A 19,174-nucleotide genomic window follows, 5' to 3' on the forward strand; every position below is an offset into this window, starting at 1 on the left:
GTATTGATTACACTTTTATGAGCGCAAGCCCTAAATATCTCCATCTCCCATCTCCACATCTCCCCATCTTCCCATCATGATAGGTTGGAGGTTGAATAATCAAGGTGAGGCCATAGGCAACTTCAGTAGTTATGTCAAGCAATGGCAGTTTGATTAGATGATAGAAGCCATGTTTGTAGTTGATTAATCAGAGCTTGAGTGTGATGATAAGCTATCATATCCCCTCCATCGCAGAAACATTTTGCTGCTGCTTGCCAGTCTTGAATTGCTGCTTGATAAAGTCCCTGGTGGTGGTGTAATAGTCCTCGGTTTAAATAAGCTTGAGCTTCATGGGGATTAAGTTGTAGGGTTTTGCTAAAATCTTCCATTGCTCCTTCTATATTTCCCATCTTGCTACAGACACAACCTCGGTTTAAATAAGCTCTGGAATTATTAGCATCAATATTAATAGCATAAGTAAAATCTGCCATTGCCTTGTGCATATTTTTTGACATTAAATGTGCTAAACCCCGCTCGTTATAGATATCTGCTTGATCAAAATTATTGTCTTGCTTAGTATTTGCTAAAGCTAGGTTATAGTCAACTACAGCTTTCTGATAATTTTTCAGTTCAAAATTAGCTAAACCTCGATTGTATAAAGCACGAAAATCATGATGATTATGATTAAGGACTTTGGTATATTCTGCAATAGCCTGTTGGTAATTACCAATGTTGTAGTAGGCTAAACCTAGATTAAGATTTGCTTCAATATTATCTGGATTAATTTTTACTGCTTGGGTACAGTCAGCGATCGCTTGCTCGTACTTTTCCCACTGAAGATAGACTAAACATCTATTACTATAAGCACTGGCAAATTTATAATTAAGTTCTATTGCTTTGGTGAAATTATTAACTGCTTCTTCATAGTTTTTATCTTGAGTATTAGCTATACCTTCGGTGAAAAATTTTTGATAAATTCCGCTCTCTGAGCTAGCAGTTGCAGTTTTCATTGGCGGGGAGAATGAAAAAAATATTACTGCAAAAACTATGCCAATACTTAGTAGAAATCGATAAAAGTTGTTCATAATATCTGTGAAGATTGATAATAGTTATTAGTGATAATAAGCTATGGCCTTAAAATCAAATGCTAATTAGCCTCCAATAGTTTTTATTACAACTGATTATTCGAGTTCTATCTAAATTTATTATATTTATTTCAAAATTAATATTGGGGTGAACATCTAGAGCAAACTCAACAGTTTCTTTCGCTCTAAATTTTCACCCCAACTAACTATTAAAGAAAAATCCATGAAGACGAGAAAATTTTCAATTGTGAAGTAGAAAATTATTCTCGCCAATAGTTCATAAAAATATAGTCAAATATGACATATCCTTATTTTGCAGGTGTTACTCTGACGCTCATGAACTACAACACCCTCGCTTCCCATGGTCAAAGACAAAAGGGAGCTGCTTTTTTCATATGTGTTTTTACGGCGGTTGATAGTCACCGAACAAATCCAGTCCGACTTATTTCAAGATGAAGCTAATTTTTGATCTAAATTATTTCCAGCCGCCTTCAGCTTGATCTAGGACATAAGCTGCAACATCTGCAATGTCGTTAGGTTTGAGACGACCTCTGAAAGCTGGCATAGCAGCTTTACCATTTGTTACTTGATAGGCGATCGCATCTACTCCTTTTGCTTTAAAGTCCTTAAGGTATTTTTCTAAGGAACTTTTTTGAAGATTTTTCATTGGCATGATTGTGTTGCGACCTCCCAAATGGCAAGCATTACAATTACCTATGAATATCTGCTTTCCATGAGCTAAGTCTGCAGCTAAAGCGGGGGGTTGTACAGCAACAACAAAAAAAGTTATGGCCAATACCACAATTGATAGTAATTTTTTCAATTTAGTTCTCCTCTCTCAACACAAATACAGAAAATTATTAAATTTGCGTTGCTTATTGTAAATTGCACCTCTATATTAAGTCAAACGACAGCTTGTCAAACATAAAAATAAAATTAAAATTAATCACGATCAAATAGTTTTGAATGCTACATTGTTAATTTGTGCTGATACTTTAAAGTGCTTTATAGTAGAAGGAACTAAGGAAGAAAAAAGAAGCAAGAGGGAAAATTCTTTTTGCTGCCTATGTGGGGCTATCAACAGTATTAAAATAATTGGACAAAGTCAGACACAATTAGACATTTGCTGTGATATACTAAATTTATCAGGACTTACGCAACGACACTAATTGTAGTGGTTAAATCAGAAATAATGACCAAATCATACACTGTATGTGGCGGTACTGCGTAAGTCCTGTTTATATCTAACTTATTAACTATATAGAACCTGTTTGGTATCTCTAAAAATTTAGGCGTTAGCGGAGCTTTGCGTCAGCAATCGCTAGTTTACTTAACTTAAGCATATATCTTTATCCTCAAAAGACATCTCCAATCATCAAAAATAAAATCAATTATTGTAGATAAATCATCAATTATTTCTCTCTACTCCCTACTCCCTACTCCCTACTCCCTACTCCCTCTTTTCTGGAGAGAGCTAAAAGATACGCTTAGGGGTTCTATATGACAATTTCAGTGGAATGTTGAAAAACCATAAACTAGCAAGTGCCATAGCAGACTGTGGTTTTTATGAGTTTAAACGTCAACTTACATACAAATGTGAATGGTACGGCAGTGAATTAGTCATAGCAGATAGATTTTATCCAAGTTCTCAAATATGTTCAAACTGTGGTCATCAATAGAAAATGCTGTTAAATGTCAGAACTTAAGATTCATAATGCTTTTAGATTTAATCAGCAAGCCCTAAGTAATAGATAAAATTAATTTTAGGAACAAAAGTAGCGTAAGGATTCAGGTGAGAGCGATCGCTATTCTTCACTTTCTGAAAAATCTACTTCTTGATAAATTTTGTTGAATAGTATTTCCATTTCAACAGCAGATAGAGACTATAATTCAGCACTTCTAATACAGAAAATTGGATTGCTATCAACACAGGGGGAGGACATCACCTCACACGAAACAGCAGCCCGGAATTTCCAGGCTGAAGAATCCCGCGTTCGTCATGTCGCGTAAGCGCAACCTCGGGAGTATGTTATTTCAGTTATCAGTTATATGAAATACATTTAATTGTGCAAATATACAAATTTCTCCATCTCCCCATCCCCCCACCTCCCTATCTCCCCATCTCCTCATCTCTCCATCTCCCCATCCCCCCACCTCCCTATCTCCCCATCTCCCCATCAATTTTTCTAAGCGTGACAATAAATAGATCCTGCCTTGAAAGGGCAGGCTATTGACCTTATTTTTTGGTCAAGTTCCTAACATTTGTAATTTATACAAACCAGCATAAAGACCTTCTTTTTGTAATAATTCTTCGTGAGTACCAGACTCAATTAACTCTCCTCGCTTCAACACAAAAACCCGATTAACATTTCTAATAGTCGAAAGTCGGTGAGCAATAATAATAGCTGTTCTTTCTGCTAAAAGTTTTTCTAATGCTGATTGAATTAAAGCTTCTGTTACCACATCTAAACTAGCAGTTGCTTCGTCAAGTACTAAAATTCTTGGTTTACGAATAGCAGCACGGGCAAATGCTAATAACTGCTTTTGACCACCAGAAAGATTTGCTCCTCTTTCTCTTAATTGAGTATTATATCCTTGGGGTAATTCTGCAATAAATTTATCTATATTTGTATTTTTTGCTGAAGCTTGAATCTCCTCTAATGAATAATCTTCTCCCAAAGTAATATTGCTTTTCACATCTCCAGCAAATAAAAAACCATCTTGTAAAATTACCCCAATATGTTTTCGTAATTCTGCTTGAGGTAAGTCTTTAATATTAATTCCATCAACTAAAATTCTGCCTTTATTAACATCATATAAACGACAAAGTAAGCGAATTACAGAACTCTTTCCTGCACCAGTAGGCCCAACCAAAGCAACTTTTTCCCCTGGTTTAATAGTAAAGTTGAGATTTTTCAGAACATATTCATTTGGTTTGTAGCCAAACCAGACATTTTCAAATCTAATTTCACCAATTTTGGAATTGTTAACTTGAAGAGTAGGTAATTTTTTAATTTCTCCTTCTGGATCTAGAATTTCAACTTCTTCATTGAGAAGATTAATAATACGTTCTACTGCTGTTAAACCTGCTTGAATAGCTGTAAATTTTTCAGCAAATTGTCGCAGAGGATCGAATAAACGTTGAGCATATAAAATGAAGGAAGATAAAGTACCAAAATCTATATTTTCTGCTAAAACAAATTTCCCTCCCAAGAATAATACTACAGCGATCGCAACTAAAGAAACCCATTCTAAAATACCAGAGATAGCTGAGTCATAAAAAATAGTTTTATCTAGTGCTTTTACATAATCGATATTATTAGTTCTAAATAATTCTGAATTAAATTTTTCTCGGCGAAATAATTGTACTACTCCTATACCAATTAAGTTTTCTTGTAATTGAGCATTTAAACCAGAAAGTTCATCTCTAGCTATATAATTAGCTTGCCGATATCTTTGCTGAAAATAGATAATAATTGCTGTTACTGGTAACATCATTAATGTCAGGATTAAACCTAGTTGCCATTGCAAACTAAACATAGTAATAGCAATTATTAAAATTGAAAATAAATCGCTCACAATACCAATAGCACCTGTAGAAAATACATCTCCTAAAGCTTCAACATCACTGGTAAGACGAGTGATTAATTTTCCCACAGGGGTACTATCAAAAAATCTAACTCCTAAAGAAAGAACGTGTTTAAATAAGTCATTTCTAATATCAGCAGTAATTTTTTGTCCAACTTTTTGTACTAAGAAACCTTGTAAAGATTGAAATATTAGTCGTATAATAATAGTCGAAATTAACATAGCTCCTAAAATATTCAATCCTTGAGATAATGATATTTGTTGGAGAAATGACCAGGTTTTTTCTCCCAAAATTATAGAAATTGCTTGTCCGATTAATAGTGGTTGAATTGCGCTGGAAATTGATAATGGTAACAATAATATGAGTGAGGCAAATACTAATTTTTTGTGACCTAGACCATAGCCGATCATTTTTTTAATTAGTTGCCAGTCTGTTTTATTATTATTTCTCTCTTTGTTTCTATTGTTTTTCGGTGAGATGCTTCTCATAGATGTTTTTTAGTTAAACTATAGGTAGTCTGATGTTTTTATAAGGTAGCATATCAGCTAAATATGCACAATTAATTGTTCATAAATCATTCTAATTATCATGGTTGAAATTGAAACAGAAAGATTAAAATTAAGACAGTTTATCCTTAATGATTTGGATGAATTATACAATATGTATCATAATCCACAGATAATGAAGTATGTGGGAAAAGGCATCCTAACTAGGGCAGAAACAGACGCAAAGATATTCAGTATGATCAAGAGTTGGAAAAAAAATAATTTTGGAATGTGGGCTGTAGTGTATAAAAGAGATAATAAAATGATTGGTCGTTGTGGGCTTTGTTTTCTAGACAATACTCCAGAAATTGAGCTTGGTTATTTATTAAATTCTGCATATTGGTATCGAGGATTAGCAACAGAAGCAGCAAAAGCAAGTTTAAGATATGGATTTGAAGAGTTAAAGTTAGAAAAAATTGTAGCAGTTGCTCAACCTGAAAATATTGCCTCCCGACGAGTAATGGAAAAATTAGGAATGAAATACGAAAAACAGGGTAATTATTATCAGACTAACGTGGTATACTATACTATCTTAAGCAAAGAATATCAGCCTAATAGTTAGTTGTATGTTGTACTTATAAAATATTGAAAAAATGATGAGTAAATTGACTCTAGTTATCGGTAACAAAAATTATTCTTCTTGGTCATTACGAGCGTGGTTAGCTATGAAACAAGCAGGAGTAAAATTTACTGAAATTAAAATTCCTCTAGATACACATATTACCCACCAAGAAATTTTAAAATATTCTCCCACTGGTCTGATACCAGTTTTGTTAGACGGGGATATTAAGGTATGGGAATCTCTAGCAATTTGTGAATATGTAGCGGATAAATTTGCAAATTCTTTGTGGCCTGAAGATTGCGAAGCACGAGCAGTAGCACGGGCAATTAGTACCGAGATGCACGCAGGATTCCCAAATTTACGCCAATATATGCCAATGGATTGTCGAGGTCGTTATCCAGAGGTAGGCATAATTCCAGAGGTGAGACCTGAAATTGAGAGGATCGGCAGAATGTGGCGAGAGTGTCGCGAAAAATTTGGAGCAGAAGGTGATATGCTGTTTGGTAAGTTTACAATTGCTGATGCTATGTATGCTCCGGTAGTCTCTCGTTTTGCCACTTATCATGTGAAACTCGAACCAGTAGCACAAGCTTATGCTGAAGCAGTTTGGGCATTAGCTGATATGCAAGAATGGTTAGCAGCAGCAGAGGTTGAATCAGAAACTATTTTTGATTCAAAATTTTAACTGATACCAATTCACTTTTAAAGATGTCATTTCAGTTATCAGCTATCAGTTAGCCTCCTCCGGAGGAGCTACGCTAACAGTACCTCTGACTTCAGGCAGAGGCTTGAAATATTGAACTTTATTTTTTTTCATCCCCTTGTAGAGCCGTAGTTCGTGGCGCAGCCAAGGGGAGGCTTGAGACCTTATTTTTTGGTCACAAATAGTTTCAAACTTTAAATGTTAAATAATTTCCTGAAATTAGTGTAGCATCAAAGTCTTGATCTTAGCTATAGCACTACAAGAATTGGTTAGGACATTTTTCAATGCTAAAACCCTTTTACAGTTTGCTATTCCCTATTCCCTAGGGCGTAGCACTATAAAATCTTACTTTTGACTTTTGACTTTTGACTTTTGACTTATAACTTCTGTAAAACGGTATAACGAACCTTAAATTCATCAAATGCAAAATGCAAATTCTTTTAGTGGATGATGAACCGGAGCTAACTTCTCCTCTAAGTCGTGCTTTGAATCGAGAGGGGTATAGTGTTGATGTTGCTGATAATGGAAAAATTGGTAGTCAGATGGCAAGTCAGGGTAACTATGATTTGCTGATTTTAGATTGGATGTTACCTCACAAAACAGGATTGGAAATTTGTCAGGAGTTACGATCGCGCCAGGACTATACACCAGTTTTATTTCTTACTGCCAAAGATACGGTAGACGATCGCGTTACTGGATTAGATGCTGGAGCAGATGATTATTTAGTTAAACCTTTTGAGTTGCGAGAGTTATTAGCAAGAGTTCGGGCATTATTACGTCGTCCCCAAAATATGGAAACAAGCACAACTGAGAAACATCTACAAGTAGCAGATTTAGAGCTAGATATAGAAAATCAAGTGGCTTATCGTAGTGGACAGATAATTAATTTATCAGAAAAAGAATGTAAATTACTGGCATATTTTATGACCCACCCCGGTCAACTTCTAACTCATCAGCAAATCTATGAATATTTGTGGGGAGAAGGAGAAAAACCAAGCAGTAACGTTTTAGCAGCACAAGTGCGTTTATTGCGACGAAAAATAGAAGTAAATGGAGAGTTGCCACTTATTTATACTGTTTATCGAAAAGGTTATCGATTTGGAGAAATTCAAGAATTTAGAATTTAGAATTTAGAATTTAGAATTTAGAATTTAGAATTACCTCTTCTTATAAACTTAAGAGGATTGGATAAAAGGATTTTTTTTCTTTTTTCTCCATGAATGGAGAGGCTTTATACCTGAATTTTTCGGTAATTGCGATCGCCGATCATCGAATAATTGTTGAAGAAGGCAGAAGGTCTAATTGCTTATGGATAGTCTTCGACAGGCCACTCCGTGTCTTAATAACCCCAAACAATTGACTTCTGACTTCCATGAAACAGTATTACAAATCGCCGCCCCGAAGTGCCAGTAGCACAATAACTACAGGGCCAGCAATGACAACCATGGCCAACATTGTTAACTGGGCAATAGTTTCAAAGTTAATGTTGCTGAACAAATCAGTTAAAAACCCCATATTTCCCCTAAAAAATAAATCAAATATATACTGAGCTGAAAAACCGTCTTTTATTCTACCAAGCTATTGCTACTTTAATTTAAGGTACTTTACAAAACTCAATAATTTAGTTTGCTACAATCAAAAGGCCGTTAATCGATAACTATTGGCTAAAAAAAAATGGCTAGTTGGCGTTGTGTAAAAAATTGTGGTGCTTGTTGTTACTTAGACCCAACAGAGCGCCCAGAATTAGAAGAATATTTATCTACAGAAGAGCTAAAGCATTATATGAGTTTAGTAGGGGCTGATGGATGGTGTATTAATTACGATAGTTTAAAGCGAGAATGTCGTATTTACACTGAGAGGCCCCGTTTTTGTCGAGTCCAACCAGATACCTTTAGAGAATTGTACGGTATTGAACCAGAAGAACTCAATGAATTTGCCATTGACTGTTGTCAGCAGCATATTGGAGATATGTACGGCGATCGTAGTCTAGAAATGTTGCGCTTTAATCATGCGGTGGGTATTTTCAATAATTAATAATTAACAATTAATAATTAATAATTAATTCTTCGGTAAGTATTTGACATTCAAAGTGATTATCTGAAACAATAAACCAGATTGAAAAAATCTACATATATTCAGTAATTTATTATAGTTGCCAGTGAAATTTTTCCAGACCAGAGAAAATACAGATAAAACCCAAATAGATTTAGAACAAAAAGAAGTTTCTCAGAACTTACCTTTGCAAGTTAGTTCAGAAAAAGGTGAAATTTTACCCCCTACTAATTTTCAATCAGAACCACAAGAAACAAAGGTACAAAAAACAGGAGCATGGGCAGTATTTGCTTCAACTTTTGTTACAATATTTTTAGCAGAAATTGGTGATAAAACTCAGCTTACTACTCTGTTAATGACTGCCGAATCTCAATCTCCTTGGATAGTATTTTTAGGTGCAGGTAGCGCATTAGTAACTACAAGTTTGTTAGGGGTTTTGTTGGGTCAATGGTTAGCCAGTCGCCTTTCTCCTAAAACTGTGGAAAGAGCAGCAGGAATTATTTTATTACTAATATCTTTAACTTTAGTAGTAGAGGTATTTTATGAATATTTGCCTGGTTAAAAAATCAGAAATCAGGAGTCAGTTAGGGGGCTGTCTAATTGGCGACTTACAGGAGAAAAAATTAAGAATATAAAACTCAGAAGTCTTAAAGTAAATTATTCTCCTTCATCAGAAAAAAGGGATATCTATATCCTACTTATAAAATTAAATTCTGACTTCTTTCTTAATAAAAGCTTGACTTTATATAAATATTCTTCTTCCTACTCCCTATTTCCTCCTTCTTTATTTTTTCTTCCTTCTTACCGAATAATTAATAATTAATAATTACATAATTACATAATTACATAATTACATAATTATGGTTTAAAGCCTCCCCTTTTAAGGGGAAAAAAAAGAAAGAATATTTCCTTATATTCAATCAAGAGCGGTTTTAACCAGAGGTAATTATCAATTATCCATTATCAATTATCAATTAATGAATTCTTCCTTCTTACTTCTTACTTCTTACTTCTCACTTATTAACTAACTATGGATTGGCAACTTTTAGGTTTAAGTTTTATCGCAGTTTTTTTATCCGAATTAGGAGATAAAAGTCAATTAGCAGCGATCGCTCTTGGTGGATCTTCAAAATTTCCCCAGGCAGTGTTTTTTGGTACGGCAACTGCTCTATTATTAACTAGCTTTTTAGGGGTTTTAGTAGGGCAAGGAGTAGCAGAAATTTTACCAACAAATATAGTAAAGGTTACTGCTGCAATTGGATTTGCAATTATGGGTTTTCGTCTTTTATTCTCTGGTGAAGAGGAAGCGGAAGAATCTGAAAATAGTTAAGTTTAAATATTGCTTTAACTAATATTTGAAATTGTCTATTTATCAACCCTATCCTCACAACTAAAACTCTGTAGGGGCGAATGGCCATTTCCCCCTACACATTGTATGAATATCCGGGGATTATATTATTTGGAAGCCAACGGATTTGATATAATTAACTGCAACGTTGACGCTTATAACCAAATAAAGCCATAGCTCCTAAACCGAACATTCCCAATGTGCTTGTTGGTTCGGGAACTGATTCTGTTTCTGCTTTCAACTCTAGTTCTGCATAAGAAACAACTGCATCATCAAAGTACAACCAACGAATTGTATCAGTAACAGGATCTAATGAATTGATAATATCTTCGGAGGTAAAACCAAAGTCTAGCAAATCTATAGAAACTGTACCTGTAGTTCCCACTTCGGGGATACCAGGAATGTCAGATATATTAACAAATTGTGTAAGAGAAATTCCAGTAAAATCTGTTGTAAATGCAGTAATACCAGGAGAGATAGTCAAAGTTAGAAGAGCTGATTCTAGAGGGCTAGAAGTTGGAAAAAACTCTAGATTACTGTCACTTGAGAAATCAAATAACCAGTCTGTTCTTTCATCATCTCCATCACCTGTAGGCTGACCAGGGATAGAATTTCGGATCAGAAAGTCTCCATTCTGTAGATCTCCTCCAACAATAGGAGTTGGGTTAGAAGAACCAGTAGCAGTAGCTTTGATAGAAATAGCAACCGCTTCTTTGGGAACCCATAAAGTCAGGGTTGTCAAAATAGCGAGAAACGGTATGGATGAATGATTTTTTATGAACATATCTTTAAAATCTCCTCAATAAGAAAAGTAATACTTTGTCTGGCTCAATTTTAAAATTTTACCATAAACTTTTGATAGATATAATGAATGGAATCAAGAAAAAATCCCCATTGAGGTAAAATAATTATGTTAATCTCTACTAATTCACCAAAACAAATTACTCTCGAAGAATTTTTACAATTGCCAGAAACAAAACCAGAAAGCGAATATATTAACAATAAAATTTATCAAAAACCAATGGCACAAGGAGAGCATAGCGCAATTCAAGTTTGTCTCTCATCAGCTATTAGTCAAGCAGGTGAACCACAAAAGTTAGCAATGGCATTGCCAGAATTAAGATGTACTTTTAACGGATGTTCCATAGTTCCAGATGTTTCAGTTTTTCCATGGCAACGTATTCCGAGAAAACCCAATGGTAGAATCGAGAATAGATTTGAAATAGCACCAGATTGGATAATAGAAATTCTCTCGCCAGACCAAAGTTCTAATCAATTAATTAATAAAATTATTTTCTGTCTAAATAATGGCACTCAGCTTGGTTGGTTAATAGATTCTGAAGATGAATCTGTAGTGATTTTTCAACCTAACCAGCAACCAGAAGTTAGATATGATTCTGATAATTTACCTATCCTCAATTTATTAACAGATTGGCAATTATCTGTTGCAGATTTATTTGCTTGGTTATATTAGATTTATGAAGGAAGAAGGAATTTAGAAGTCAAAAGTCAAAAGTCAAAAGTCAAAAGTGAAGAATAAGTAACAAGTCAAAAGTCAAAAGTCAAAAGTGAAGAATAAGTAACAAGTCAAAAGTAAGGAAGAAGGAAGCAGGAAGAAGGAAAAATATTGTTTTGTCTGAGTATGCTACTAGCGAGCAAGATGCTCGCACTACGGAGATTTGAATATTAATATTTGTAGCTCAATATACTTGGAATCTACTTTAGACATTTCTAATAATAAAGAATAAAATCAATTATCGTACATAAATTATTAATTATTTCCCGAAAAGTTGTGGTTGAAAGTCTCCCCTTGTAAGGGGATAATAAAGAAAACTTTTCATGTTCGTCAATCCTATCCGTTTTCAAGGAGAGGTAATTATTAATTATTAATTATTAATTGTTGAACCCTACTCCCTCTACCTCTTACTAACTAACAAAACTGGTTAATATTCCCAAAATCTTCGGTAAGTTTTTGATAGAATATTCTTCTAAATCTATGATTATTGTTTGAGCTTCTAACTCTAGAAATTGCCAAGCTGTTCCCGTGGTAATAGCTCCATAAATTTTGCTAACTTCATTGCCTTTATTTTGATTAAAAATCTGGGCAGCAACCATTTCGGCAATACATTGACCAAAGCCAGATTTAATATTATCATTCTTAGCCTCTACAAGAGTAACTATTGGTGCTTGAATTATCGTTTGTAATGTGGAACGACTAATAATAAAATCACAAAAACCATTTAATCCTAGCTCTGGGTTAACATTAAATTCGATGCCAGAAAATAAGCCTATTTGATTATTAGATATTTTTTTTACTTCTGCTAATACTGGAGCAATAATAAATTCTGAACGAGCTTTTTCTGAAGCGATCGCCACTGCTAATGGTAGATAATATTCTAAAGCTTCTTGAAGAAATTTACTGGGAATAACATCTGGTAATTTATTAAATTTACCAAAATTTTCGACCAGTTGAAGATTAAAATTAGTGAGAACTTCCTCTAAGGTAAATTTACTGTAAGGCATGAGTTTCTTTAGAGGTTATTTCAGTTATCAGTTAGTCAGTTATCAGTACCTCTGTTATAAGTAAAGTTCTAGATTTTAGGGAATAGGAAGCAATAAAAATATATGTTGTCTTTTAAGAGTGTAGGGTGGGCAAATATTAACTTAATTAAGATTAATTTTAGAGGATATCTGAAAAGTTTTTTGATACTGAATTTTGCCCCCCGATCAAGCCAAATTTGGGGGGGACAATAGTCAATTTGCTTCTAAAAGTCCCCCAATTTTGGGGGATGCGCGGGGGCTTGGATGTAGCAAATGGGACTTCTCAGACAACCTCTTATCTCAACCAAAATTCACCCATCTTACTTTTTTCACCTACAACTTATTAGTTTTTTTGTTGATAACACCAACCGAGTAAAGTACCGCCAACAACTAATTTAATTACTTCTAATAACCAGTAACCGCCGTGCATTTGATTCATGGTAACAGGAAGTTCTTTCACTGACTCAAACAGATTTAGATTTATACCCAAAGCACTCATTTGAGGTGTTAAACCATAAGTATCAATTAGAGCGATCGCCAACAATGCTATAGAAAAAATAATTGCTGTTTTAGTATTTTTAATTAAATTATTTGGCGTAGCACTTAATACTAATAAACCTGTTAAACCCAAGCTTGCACAAATTAGTTCAACTCGATTAAATAAGGAAAACATTATTGAGCCTGCTGCTGTAAAATCTGATGTATTCATCATGCCAGAAGCATACATACTAGGCATAATTACCCCATCTAAAATTATGCAGGCGCTTAACCAGAAACCTAAAGTTAAACAAACTATTGTTTGCCAACGTTTTTGATTAGATTCCAGATTTGGAGAAATAGTTGCCATATATTTTTACCTATTTAGATTTATATCTGGTGAGTTACCTTACAGTTTAACTAAAATTTGCCTCAATTAGTATTAAGTATTTTTACAATTTGATAAGGAAATACAAATTTGAGCTAATAATCTTCAGTTATGGCAAATTTTGATTCTAAGCATATAGCAATATGATTTGAGTTGTGAGATATTGAAAACTTTTAGGGAATAGGGAATAGGGAATAGGGAATAGAGAAGAAGAAAAAAACGTATCATATGAATATAATAATTGCTATATTCTATACTTTAATTGCTATATTCTATACTTTTAAGGAACATCTCAATTCTCACGACTGATTCCTGATTGCTATATAAAAGTTAAAACATTTCTATACTGACCTAATGTAAGCATTTCCTACGGAATGCTGCGCAAACAGCTATTAGCATTCAGCTAGCCTCCTCCGGAGGAACTACGTTAACAGCTATTAGTAATTATTTATTACTTCTAAGGTTTAGAAAGAAGGCTTTAACAGTAATTTTTATTATGTCTCAATTTCTCAATTCCCAAGCCCCCTAAATCCCCCAATTTTGGGGGACTTTTAGAGGAACTACGTTAACAGCTATTAGTAATTATTCATTACTTCTAAGGTTTAGAAAGAAGACTTTAACAGTAATTTTTATTATGTCTCAATTTCTCAATTATTTTGACCTTACCCAAGCCCCCTAAATCCCCCAATCTTGGGGGACTTTTAGAAGCAAATTGACTCTTATTAGCCCCAAAGTTGCTATGCTTTATAAACATCTTTCTTAACATAAAACGTAGACATTATAGACAAATTATGTTCAAGATTTTAAAAGCCTTTTTCTAGAGATAAAATGTATTTAAAAGTAAATTAATTTTGATTAATTAAATAGTTTTACTTAGACGCTATGACTATTTCTCCCTTCTCCCCTGCTCTCCGTGTCCCCGTGTCTCCGCGTCTCCGCGTCTCCGCGTCTCCGTGTCCCCGTGTCTCCGTGTCTCCGCGTCCCCGTGTCTCCGCGTCTCCGCGTCTCCGCGTCTCCGTGTCCCCGTGTCTCCGTGTCTCCGCGTCTCCGCGTCTCCGCGTCTCCGTGTCCCCGTGTCTCCGTGTCCCCGTGTCTCCGCGTCTCCGCGTCTCCGCGTCTCCGTGTCCCCGTGTCTCCGTGTCCCCGTGTCTCCGCGTCTCCGCGTCTCCGCGTCTCCGCGTCTCCGCGTCTCCGTGTCTCCGTGTCCCCGTGTCCCCGTGTCCCCGTGTCCCCGTGTCCCCGTGTCCCCGTGTCCCCGTGTCCCCGCGTCCCAGCGTCCCCGCGTCTCCGTGTCCCCGTATCTGAGGAGTTCCTTATAAGGGATAGCCAAAGTTGGGGGGCTAGGGGGGCAAAATTCGGTATCAAAAAACTTTTCAGATATCCTCTTAGCTTAAGTCTATATTTTATCTAAATACTTAAACCAAGTAAAATACAATCCAATCGACAATAAAATAAATATTAATAATAAAATACCAAAATTATCCCACTGCTTCATCATCAACATAATTCCCATCAAAAATAAAACCAACTGCCAAGGAACAGCAATCAAAACTGCCACAACATCTCGTCGATTTTCTGCCTGAATTTTTGCCTGAATATTAGTTGGTAAATTTTTCCTCACTACTCCCCAAAAACCAAAAGGTCTGGTCACTCGATAAAAATTATTAATCGTTTCTAAGTTAGTTGCTGGAGTTAAAAATGTCCCCAAAATACATCCTAAAAAAGAACAAATACTTGGCACTAAAAATAAAATATATTCCTGAATTTGAGAATTATTTACCACAGGTAAAATTACCCCTTTTGTCAAAATAGCAGCAACTAAACCCGCTCCAGTACCAATGGCAAACCCATAACCATTAAATCTCCACCAATACCATCTCAATACTAAAGGAATAAACAACCCAGTTCCTAAGCCTAAAGTTAGCCATCCCCAGATATCATTAATATTCGTAATATTAAAACTAAAAATTAACCCTAAACCAACAATAACAATAGACGCTAAACGACCTTGGGTAAGTAATTTTTGATTAGAAGCTTCAGGTTGAAGGTAAGCTTGATAAATATCCTTAACCCAATATGCAGCACTAGAATTAATAATAGAATCAAAAGTTGACATTGCTGCTGCAATAAAACAAGCAATTAATAAACCTTTAATTCCTACAGGAATATATTCAGCAATTACAGTAGGTAAAACTAATTCAGGGTCAGAAATTACCTGATTTTTCAGACCATAATCTATTCCTAATACTGCAAAAGCAGTAACCATAGGCCATCGAAATGATAATAAAAAAATCCAGAATAAAGAAAGTAACCCAGCCTCACGATCGCTCTTCGCAGCAAAGTAACGTTGAGCTACATAACCACCCCCACCAGCAGCACCTTCGAGAAATACTTTAAAAGTATAAAATAACATTACTCCACCAAACAAATTAAAAATACTATAATCCCCTGGCAAATCAATAGTTATTGGTGGAGTAATACTACTCCATTCTGCCAAATTCCATTGCTGTAATTGTTCCGTACCAGGAATAGAAATTGAAAAAGTTTCTGGTAAATTTACAGTTTGAAAAGCTATAAAACAGATATATAAAATTGCTACAAAAATCAATATTCCTTGAAAAATATCTGTCAAAACTACTCCATAAAAACCACTAACAGCAGTATAAATTAAAGCCAATAAAATCAGTAAAACTCCAGCAATTCCATCATCAATACCAAAAAAATCTCCTAAAAATTTCCCACCTCCAACAGCAAAATAACTAATAGAAGCAATAGCAAAAATAATATTAGCAACTGCACTAATAATTCTGGCAATATTTCCTTCTCGATCTGTACCAAAACGTAACTGCATCCATTCAGCAACAGTCATTACTTGAGCGCGACGATTCCACTTTCCAATAAATGTCATTAAACACCCTAAATATAATACTATTCCACCCCTAATTTCAATAAAAAATCCCTTAGTTCCCAAAGCATAAACTAAAGCAGTTAATATCATAGTACCGGCAAGATCAGTATTAGAAGCCATACCAGAAGCACCCAAAACCCACCAAGGTAAATTCCGATTTCCGAGAAAGTAAGACTCTATTCCTGCAGAAGCTTTTCTTTGTAGAAAAAAACCAAAAACTAGAATAAATACTAAGTAAATTATTACAATTATATAATCAATTATTTCCATAAAAATTAATCTCTACATCAATTATCATGTAAGCATTCAGCCGTCAGCCATCAGCTATCAGCTATTGCTTTTAGTTTAGGATAAAAGCTTTATTAGTTGTCTTACTGCAAAAGTTGCCTCCCTTGCCTTTAAACTCAGTTGTTAATTTAAACACTATCTTTAAGGAGATACTATTGTTGCTGATAGCTGACAGCTAATAGCTGTTTGCGCAGCATTCCGTAGAAAATTCTTACATTATCATCAATTATGTTATACCATTTATCAAAAGTTTTACTACATTTATTTTGGAGTAGGGAGTAGGGTTTAAAGGCATAAGATATTTCGTATTCAGCAAACCCTAATTACTAAAAATCTAGGCGATCGCTCCGCCAATATGCTCTAACTAATTTAATTTCATTATAATTATAACGTTCTTGTAAATATTCATAAATAGGTTTTAATGCTCCATCTCCTATTTCTTCTATTGCAGCAATAATTTTTTCCTGATGTTCGGGTGTTACTAATTTATCAATATCTACTGGTTGCTCCTTTTCTATTAATTCCGCTAAATGACCAGTAACAGTGCCAGAACTAATTCCTCTTTGATTAGCAATAGCATCAATACTTAATCCTTGTTTATGCAATTCTAATGTTTCTATTTGAGTAAAAGAAGGAACATTATCTACAACTTTTGCTAACTCTCTAATTGGTTCTGAATTAGTAGGTAAACCAGACTCTGCACAATAATTTCTAATAGCTTGAATAAACTTTTTGCCATACTTATCTTGTTTGCGACTACCTACTCCAGAAATATCCATAAATTCATCTAAAGTTTGAGGTCGTTTCTGTGCCATTTGTTGTAATGTTGTATCTTGAAAAACTACATAAGGAGGCACATTTTCTTCATCAGCAATTCGTTTCCGCAACGCCCGCAATTCTTCAAATAATCGTTGTTCATCTGCGGCTAAAGAAGTAGTAGTTTTTTCAATTTTATGTTTCTTTTCTATAGCAACTTCTACCTTTTTTCTTCGCCCCATTACATCCCAACTATTTTGATTAAGTTTCAACACCGAATAACCATCAGTTGTTTCCTCCATTAAACCTTGATGTAAGAGAGATTTTGCTAAATGTTTCCATTCATCAGCACTTCTATCTTTACCAATAGCATAAGTAGAAAGTTTGTCATGTTTTTTATCTAAAACTTTCTGACTTTTAGAACCTCTTAAAACATCAATAATATGATTCATACCAAACCGTTCTTTAGTTCTCGCCACACAGGACAAAAACTTCATTGCTTCAATAGTCCAATCCTCTATTGGTTTAGGATATTTACAATTATCACAATTTCCACAATTTTCGGGCAAATCTTCACCAAAATAGCCTAATAAAACTCGGTGGCGACATTCAGTAGCATCAGCATAATTAATAATTCTTCTTAACTGTTGTTCGGCAATTCTTTTTTCTTGCTCATCAGATTTTTGATCGATAAAATATTCTATATTTCTCTTATCCCCATAACTAAAAAATAGAATACATTTAGCAGGTTCTCCGTCTCTACCAGACCTACCAGTTTCTTGATAATAACTCTCTATATTTTTGGGCAGGTCGTAGTGAATTACAAACCTAACATCTGGTTTATTAATTCCCATGCCAAAAGCCACAGTTGCCACTATGACATCAACATCATCTCTAATAAATTTAGTTTGATTAATAGTTCTTTCTTCATCACTCATTCTTGCATGATAAGGTAATGCAGATACATGATTTTGTCGCAATTTATGAGCAATTTCATCAACTTTTTTTCGACTATTACAATAGACTATTCCAGAACCACCAATTTTTCTAATTATCTGTAATGTTTCAGCAAAAGTATTTTTAGCATTAGTTTTTTGACGAACTTCATAATATAAATTTGAACGGAAAAAACTAGCAATATGAATATAAGGTTGTTGTAAATTTAATTGAGCAATAATATCTCCCCGGACTCGTTTTGTCGCTGTAGCAGTTAAAGCCATCATCGGCACATTTGGATAACTTTCTCGTAACATTTGTAACTGTCGATATTCTGGGCGAAAATCGTGACCCCATTCTGAAACACAGTGAGCTTCATCTATGGCAAAAGTAGAGATACCTTGTTGAGTATTAATTAACTCTAAAAATGGTAAAAATCTCTCTGACAATAATCTCTCTGGAGCAACATATAAAAGTTTGATTTTGCCCTGCATAATATCTGTTTCTCGTTTGCGAGTTTCTGTCAGTCCAAGACTGCTATTTAAAAAAGTCGCAGCAATACCATTATCTTGTAAACTTGCTACTTGGTCTTGCATTAAAGAAATGAGAGGAGATACTACTATTGTTAAGCCTGGTTTGAGTAATGCTGGTAATTGAAAACATAAAGATTTTCCCCCACCAGTAGGCATAACAATTAGCATATCTTTTTGTTGAAGTGCTGTTTCAATAATTTGTTTTTGCCCAGGGCGAAATGAATCATAACCAAAGTAATTTTTTAGATGTTTTTCTAAGGATGGTTGATTAAGTTTTGTTTGGTTTTGCACCGACATAAGCTATAATTAATTTAAAAATTTATTCTATTGTAGGTTGGGTTAAGCACCAGCGCAACCCAACAAATCAGTTATCAGTTATCAGTCAAAGTTTTGAGCCTATAAAATCTTATTTTTGACTTTTGACCTTTAACTTCCGTTAAACGCTACAATGCCTGCTATTGTATTTAGCAATTCCTTTAGAGAT

General features: G+C 34.6%; 18 protein-coding genes and 1 pseudogene. 8 read left to right on the forward strand and 11 right to left on the reverse strand.

Annotation, left to right across the window (positions count from 1 at the left end):
• Window positions 1-7: 7 nt before the first annotated feature.
• From F6K54_RS06785 to petJ, 3 genes are all read right to left on the reverse strand, one after another.
• Window positions 8-142 carry a hypothetical protein gene (locus F6K54_RS06785; RefSeq protein WP_293075889.1) on the reverse strand — a complete coding sequence of 45 codons (135 nt, stop codon included), beginning with the start codon at window positions 140-142 and terminating at the stop codon, window positions 8-10.
• A complete protein-coding gene (locus F6K54_RS06790) occupies window positions 135-1,064 on the reverse strand; it encodes a tetratricopeptide repeat protein (protein WP_293075891.1) in 930 nt (309 codons plus the stop codon). Before F6K54_RS06790 ends, F6K54_RS06785 begins: the two co-directional genes overlap by 8 nt.
• A 475-nt stretch (window positions 1,065-1,539) precedes the next feature.
• A complete protein-coding gene (petJ, locus tag F6K54_RS06795) occupies window positions 1,540-1,887 on the reverse strand; it encodes a cytochrome c6 PetJ (protein WP_293075893.1) in 348 nt (115 codons plus the stop codon).
• 682 nt (window positions 1,888-2,569) lie between these two features.
• Between petJ and F6K54_RS06800 the strand changes: the two are divergent.
• Window positions 2,570-2,740: pseudogene (locus F6K54_RS06800) on the forward strand (zinc ribbon domain-containing protein); the annotation flags it as partial.
• 358 nt (window positions 2,741-3,098) lie between these two features.
• Here F6K54_RS06800 and F6K54_RS06805 read toward each other — a convergent pair.
• On the reverse strand, window positions 3,099-3,263 hold the full coding sequence (locus tag F6K54_RS06805) for a hypothetical protein (protein WP_293075895.1): 165 nt from the start codon (window positions 3,261-3,263) through the stop codon (window positions 3,099-3,101).
• Window positions 3,264-3,311: 48 nt separating this feature from the next.
• A complete protein-coding gene (locus F6K54_RS06810; RefSeq protein ID WP_293075897.1) occupies window positions 3,312-5,141 on the reverse strand; it encodes an ABC transporter ATP-binding protein in 1,830 nt (609 codons plus the stop codon).
• A 100-nt stretch (window positions 5,142-5,241) separates the two neighbouring features.
• Between F6K54_RS06810 and F6K54_RS06815 the strand changes: the two genes are divergently transcribed.
• The 3 genes from F6K54_RS06815 (at window position 5,242) to rppA (ending at window position 7,590) form a co-directional block, all read left to right on the forward strand.
• Window positions 5,242-5,760 carry a GNAT family N-acetyltransferase gene (locus F6K54_RS06815; RefSeq protein ID WP_293075899.1) on the forward strand — a complete coding sequence of 173 codons (519 nt, stop codon included), beginning with the start codon at window positions 5,242-5,244 and terminating at the stop codon, window positions 5,758-5,760.
• Window positions 5,761-5,791: 31 nt separating this feature from the next.
• Entirely contained in the window at window positions 5,792-6,445 is a 654-nt protein-coding gene (locus F6K54_RS06820; protein WP_293075901.1) for a glutathione S-transferase family protein, read from the forward strand.
• Between the two features lie 446 nt (window positions 6,446-6,891).
• Window positions 6,892-7,590, forward strand: coding sequence for a two-component system response regulator RppA (gene rppA / locus F6K54_RS06825; protein ID WP_293075903.1), 699 nt, complete (start codon window positions 6,892-6,894; stop codon window positions 7,588-7,590).
• A gap of 256 nt (window positions 7,591-7,846) precedes the next feature.
• Here the strand turns inward: rppA and psb30 are convergent, their stop codons facing one another.
• Entirely contained in the window at window positions 7,847-7,978 is a 132-nt protein-coding gene (psb30, locus tag F6K54_RS06830; RefSeq protein WP_124144053.1) for a photosystem II reaction center protein Ycf12/Psb30, read from the reverse strand.
• 159 nt (window positions 7,979-8,137) lie between these two features.
• On the opposite strand from psb30, the gene F6K54_RS06835 reads away from it, so the two are divergent.
• From F6K54_RS06835 to F6K54_RS06845, 3 genes are all read left to right on the forward strand, one after another.
• Window positions 8,138-8,497, forward strand: a complete 360-nt coding sequence (locus F6K54_RS06835) for a YkgJ family cysteine cluster protein (protein WP_293075909.1) — start codon at window positions 8,138-8,140, stop codon at window positions 8,495-8,497.
• Between the two features lie 124 nt (window positions 8,498-8,621).
• Window positions 8,622-9,077: a TMEM165/GDT1 family protein gene (locus tag F6K54_RS06840; protein ID WP_293075911.1), complete on the forward strand. Its 456-nt coding sequence runs from the start codon at window positions 8,622-8,624 to the stop codon at window positions 9,075-9,077.
• Between the two features lie 468 nt (window positions 9,078-9,545).
• Window positions 9,546-9,845, forward strand: a complete 300-nt coding sequence (locus tag F6K54_RS06845; protein WP_293075913.1) for a TMEM165/GDT1 family protein — start codon at window positions 9,546-9,548, stop codon at window positions 9,843-9,845.
• A gap of 154 nt (window positions 9,846-9,999) precedes the next feature.
• Here the strand turns inward: F6K54_RS06845 and F6K54_RS06850 are convergent, their stop codons facing one another.
• Entirely contained in the window at window positions 10,000-10,647 is a 648-nt protein-coding gene (locus F6K54_RS06850; protein WP_293075915.1) for a PEP-CTERM sorting domain-containing protein, read from the reverse strand.
• A 126-nt stretch (window positions 10,648-10,773) separates the two neighbouring features.
• On the opposite strand from F6K54_RS06850, the gene F6K54_RS06855 reads away from it, so the two are divergent.
• The gene (locus F6K54_RS06855) at window positions 10,774-11,337 is read left to right on the forward strand and encodes a Uma2 family endonuclease (RefSeq protein WP_293075917.1); all 564 of its coding nucleotides are present in this window, start codon (window positions 10,774-10,776) and stop codon (window positions 11,335-11,337) included.
• 452 nt (window positions 11,338-11,789) lie between these two features.
• Here F6K54_RS06855 and F6K54_RS06860 read toward each other — a convergent pair whose 3' ends face one another.
• From F6K54_RS06860 to recQ, 4 genes are all read right to left on the reverse strand, one after another.
• Entirely contained in the window at window positions 11,790-12,386 is a 597-nt protein-coding gene (locus F6K54_RS06860; RefSeq protein WP_293075919.1) for a hypothetical protein, read from the reverse strand.
• A gap of 361 nt (window positions 12,387-12,747) precedes the next feature.
• Window positions 12,748-13,251, reverse strand: a complete 504-nt coding sequence (locus F6K54_RS06865) for a DUF4149 domain-containing protein (protein ID WP_293075921.1) — start codon at window positions 13,249-13,251, stop codon at window positions 12,748-12,750.
• Window positions 13,252-14,665: 1,414 nt separating this feature from the next.
• Window positions 14,666-16,447 (reverse strand): sodium:solute symporter, encoded by a 1,782-nt coding sequence (locus F6K54_RS06870; protein ID WP_293075923.1) that lies wholly within the window; start codon window positions 16,445-16,447, stop codon window positions 14,666-14,668.
• 344 nt (window positions 16,448-16,791) lie between these two features.
• Entirely contained in the window at window positions 16,792-18,987 is a 2,196-nt protein-coding gene (gene recQ / locus F6K54_RS06875) for a DNA helicase RecQ (protein ID WP_293075925.1), read from the reverse strand.
• Window positions 18,988-19,174 lie beyond the last annotated feature (187 nt).

This window comes from Okeania sp. SIO3B5 (assembly GCF_010692555.1).
GTDB lineage: Bacteria > Cyanobacteriota > Cyanobacteriia > Cyanobacteriales > Microcoleaceae > Okeania.

What these genes read in the sequence shown, in the direction of transcription:
- F6K54_RS06835 (WP_293075909.1), top strand. Translation starts at nt 8,138, where the DNA reads ATGGCTAGTTGGCGTTGTGTAAAAAATTGTGGTGCTTGTTGTTACTTA.
- rppA (WP_293075903.1), top strand. Translation starts at nt 6,892, where the DNA reads ATGCAAATTCTTTTAGTGGATGATGAACCGGAGCTAACTTCTCCTCTA.
- F6K54_RS06815 (WP_293075899.1), top strand. Translation starts at nt 5,242, where the DNA reads ATGGTTGAAATTGAAACAGAAAGATTAAAATTAAGACAGTTTATCCTT.
- recQ (WP_293075925.1), bottom strand. Translation starts at nt 18,987, where the DNA reads ATGTCGGTGCAAAACCAAACAAAACTTAATCAACCATCCTTAGAAAAA.
- F6K54_RS06790 (WP_293075891.1), bottom strand. Translation starts at nt 1,064, where the DNA reads ATGAACAACTTTTATCGATTTCTACTAAGTATTGGCATAGTTTTTGCA.
- F6K54_RS06865 (WP_293075921.1), bottom strand. Translation starts at nt 13,251, where the DNA reads ATGGCAACTATTTCTCCAAATCTGGAATCTAATCAAAAACGTTGGCAA.
- F6K54_RS06845 (WP_293075913.1), top strand. Translation starts at nt 9,546, where the DNA reads ATGGATTGGCAACTTTTAGGTTTAAGTTTTATCGCAGTTTTTTTATCC.
- F6K54_RS06870 (WP_293075923.1), bottom strand. Translation starts at nt 16,447, where the DNA reads ATGGAAATAATTGATTATATAATTGTAATAATTTACTTAGTATTTATT.
- F6K54_RS06820 (WP_293075901.1), top strand. Translation starts at nt 5,792, where the DNA reads ATGATGAGTAAATTGACTCTAGTTATCGGTAACAAAAATTATTCTTCT.
- psb30 (WP_124144053.1), bottom strand. Translation starts at nt 7,978, where the DNA reads ATGGGGTTTTTAACTGATTTGTTCAGCAACATTAACTTTGAAACTATT.
- F6K54_RS06810 (WP_293075897.1), bottom strand. Translation starts at nt 5,141, where the DNA reads ATGAGAAGCATCTCACCGAAAAACAATAGAAACAAAGAGAGAAATAAT.
- F6K54_RS06850 (WP_293075915.1), bottom strand. Translation starts at nt 10,647, where the DNA reads ATGTTCATAAAAAATCATTCATCCATACCGTTTCTCGCTATTTTGACA.
- F6K54_RS06860 (WP_293075919.1), bottom strand. Translation starts at nt 12,386, where the DNA reads ATGCCTTACAGTAAATTTACCTTAGAGGAAGTTCTCACTAATTTTAAT.
- F6K54_RS06855 (WP_293075917.1), top strand. Translation starts at nt 10,774, where the DNA reads ATGTTAATCTCTACTAATTCACCAAAACAAATTACTCTCGAAGAATTT.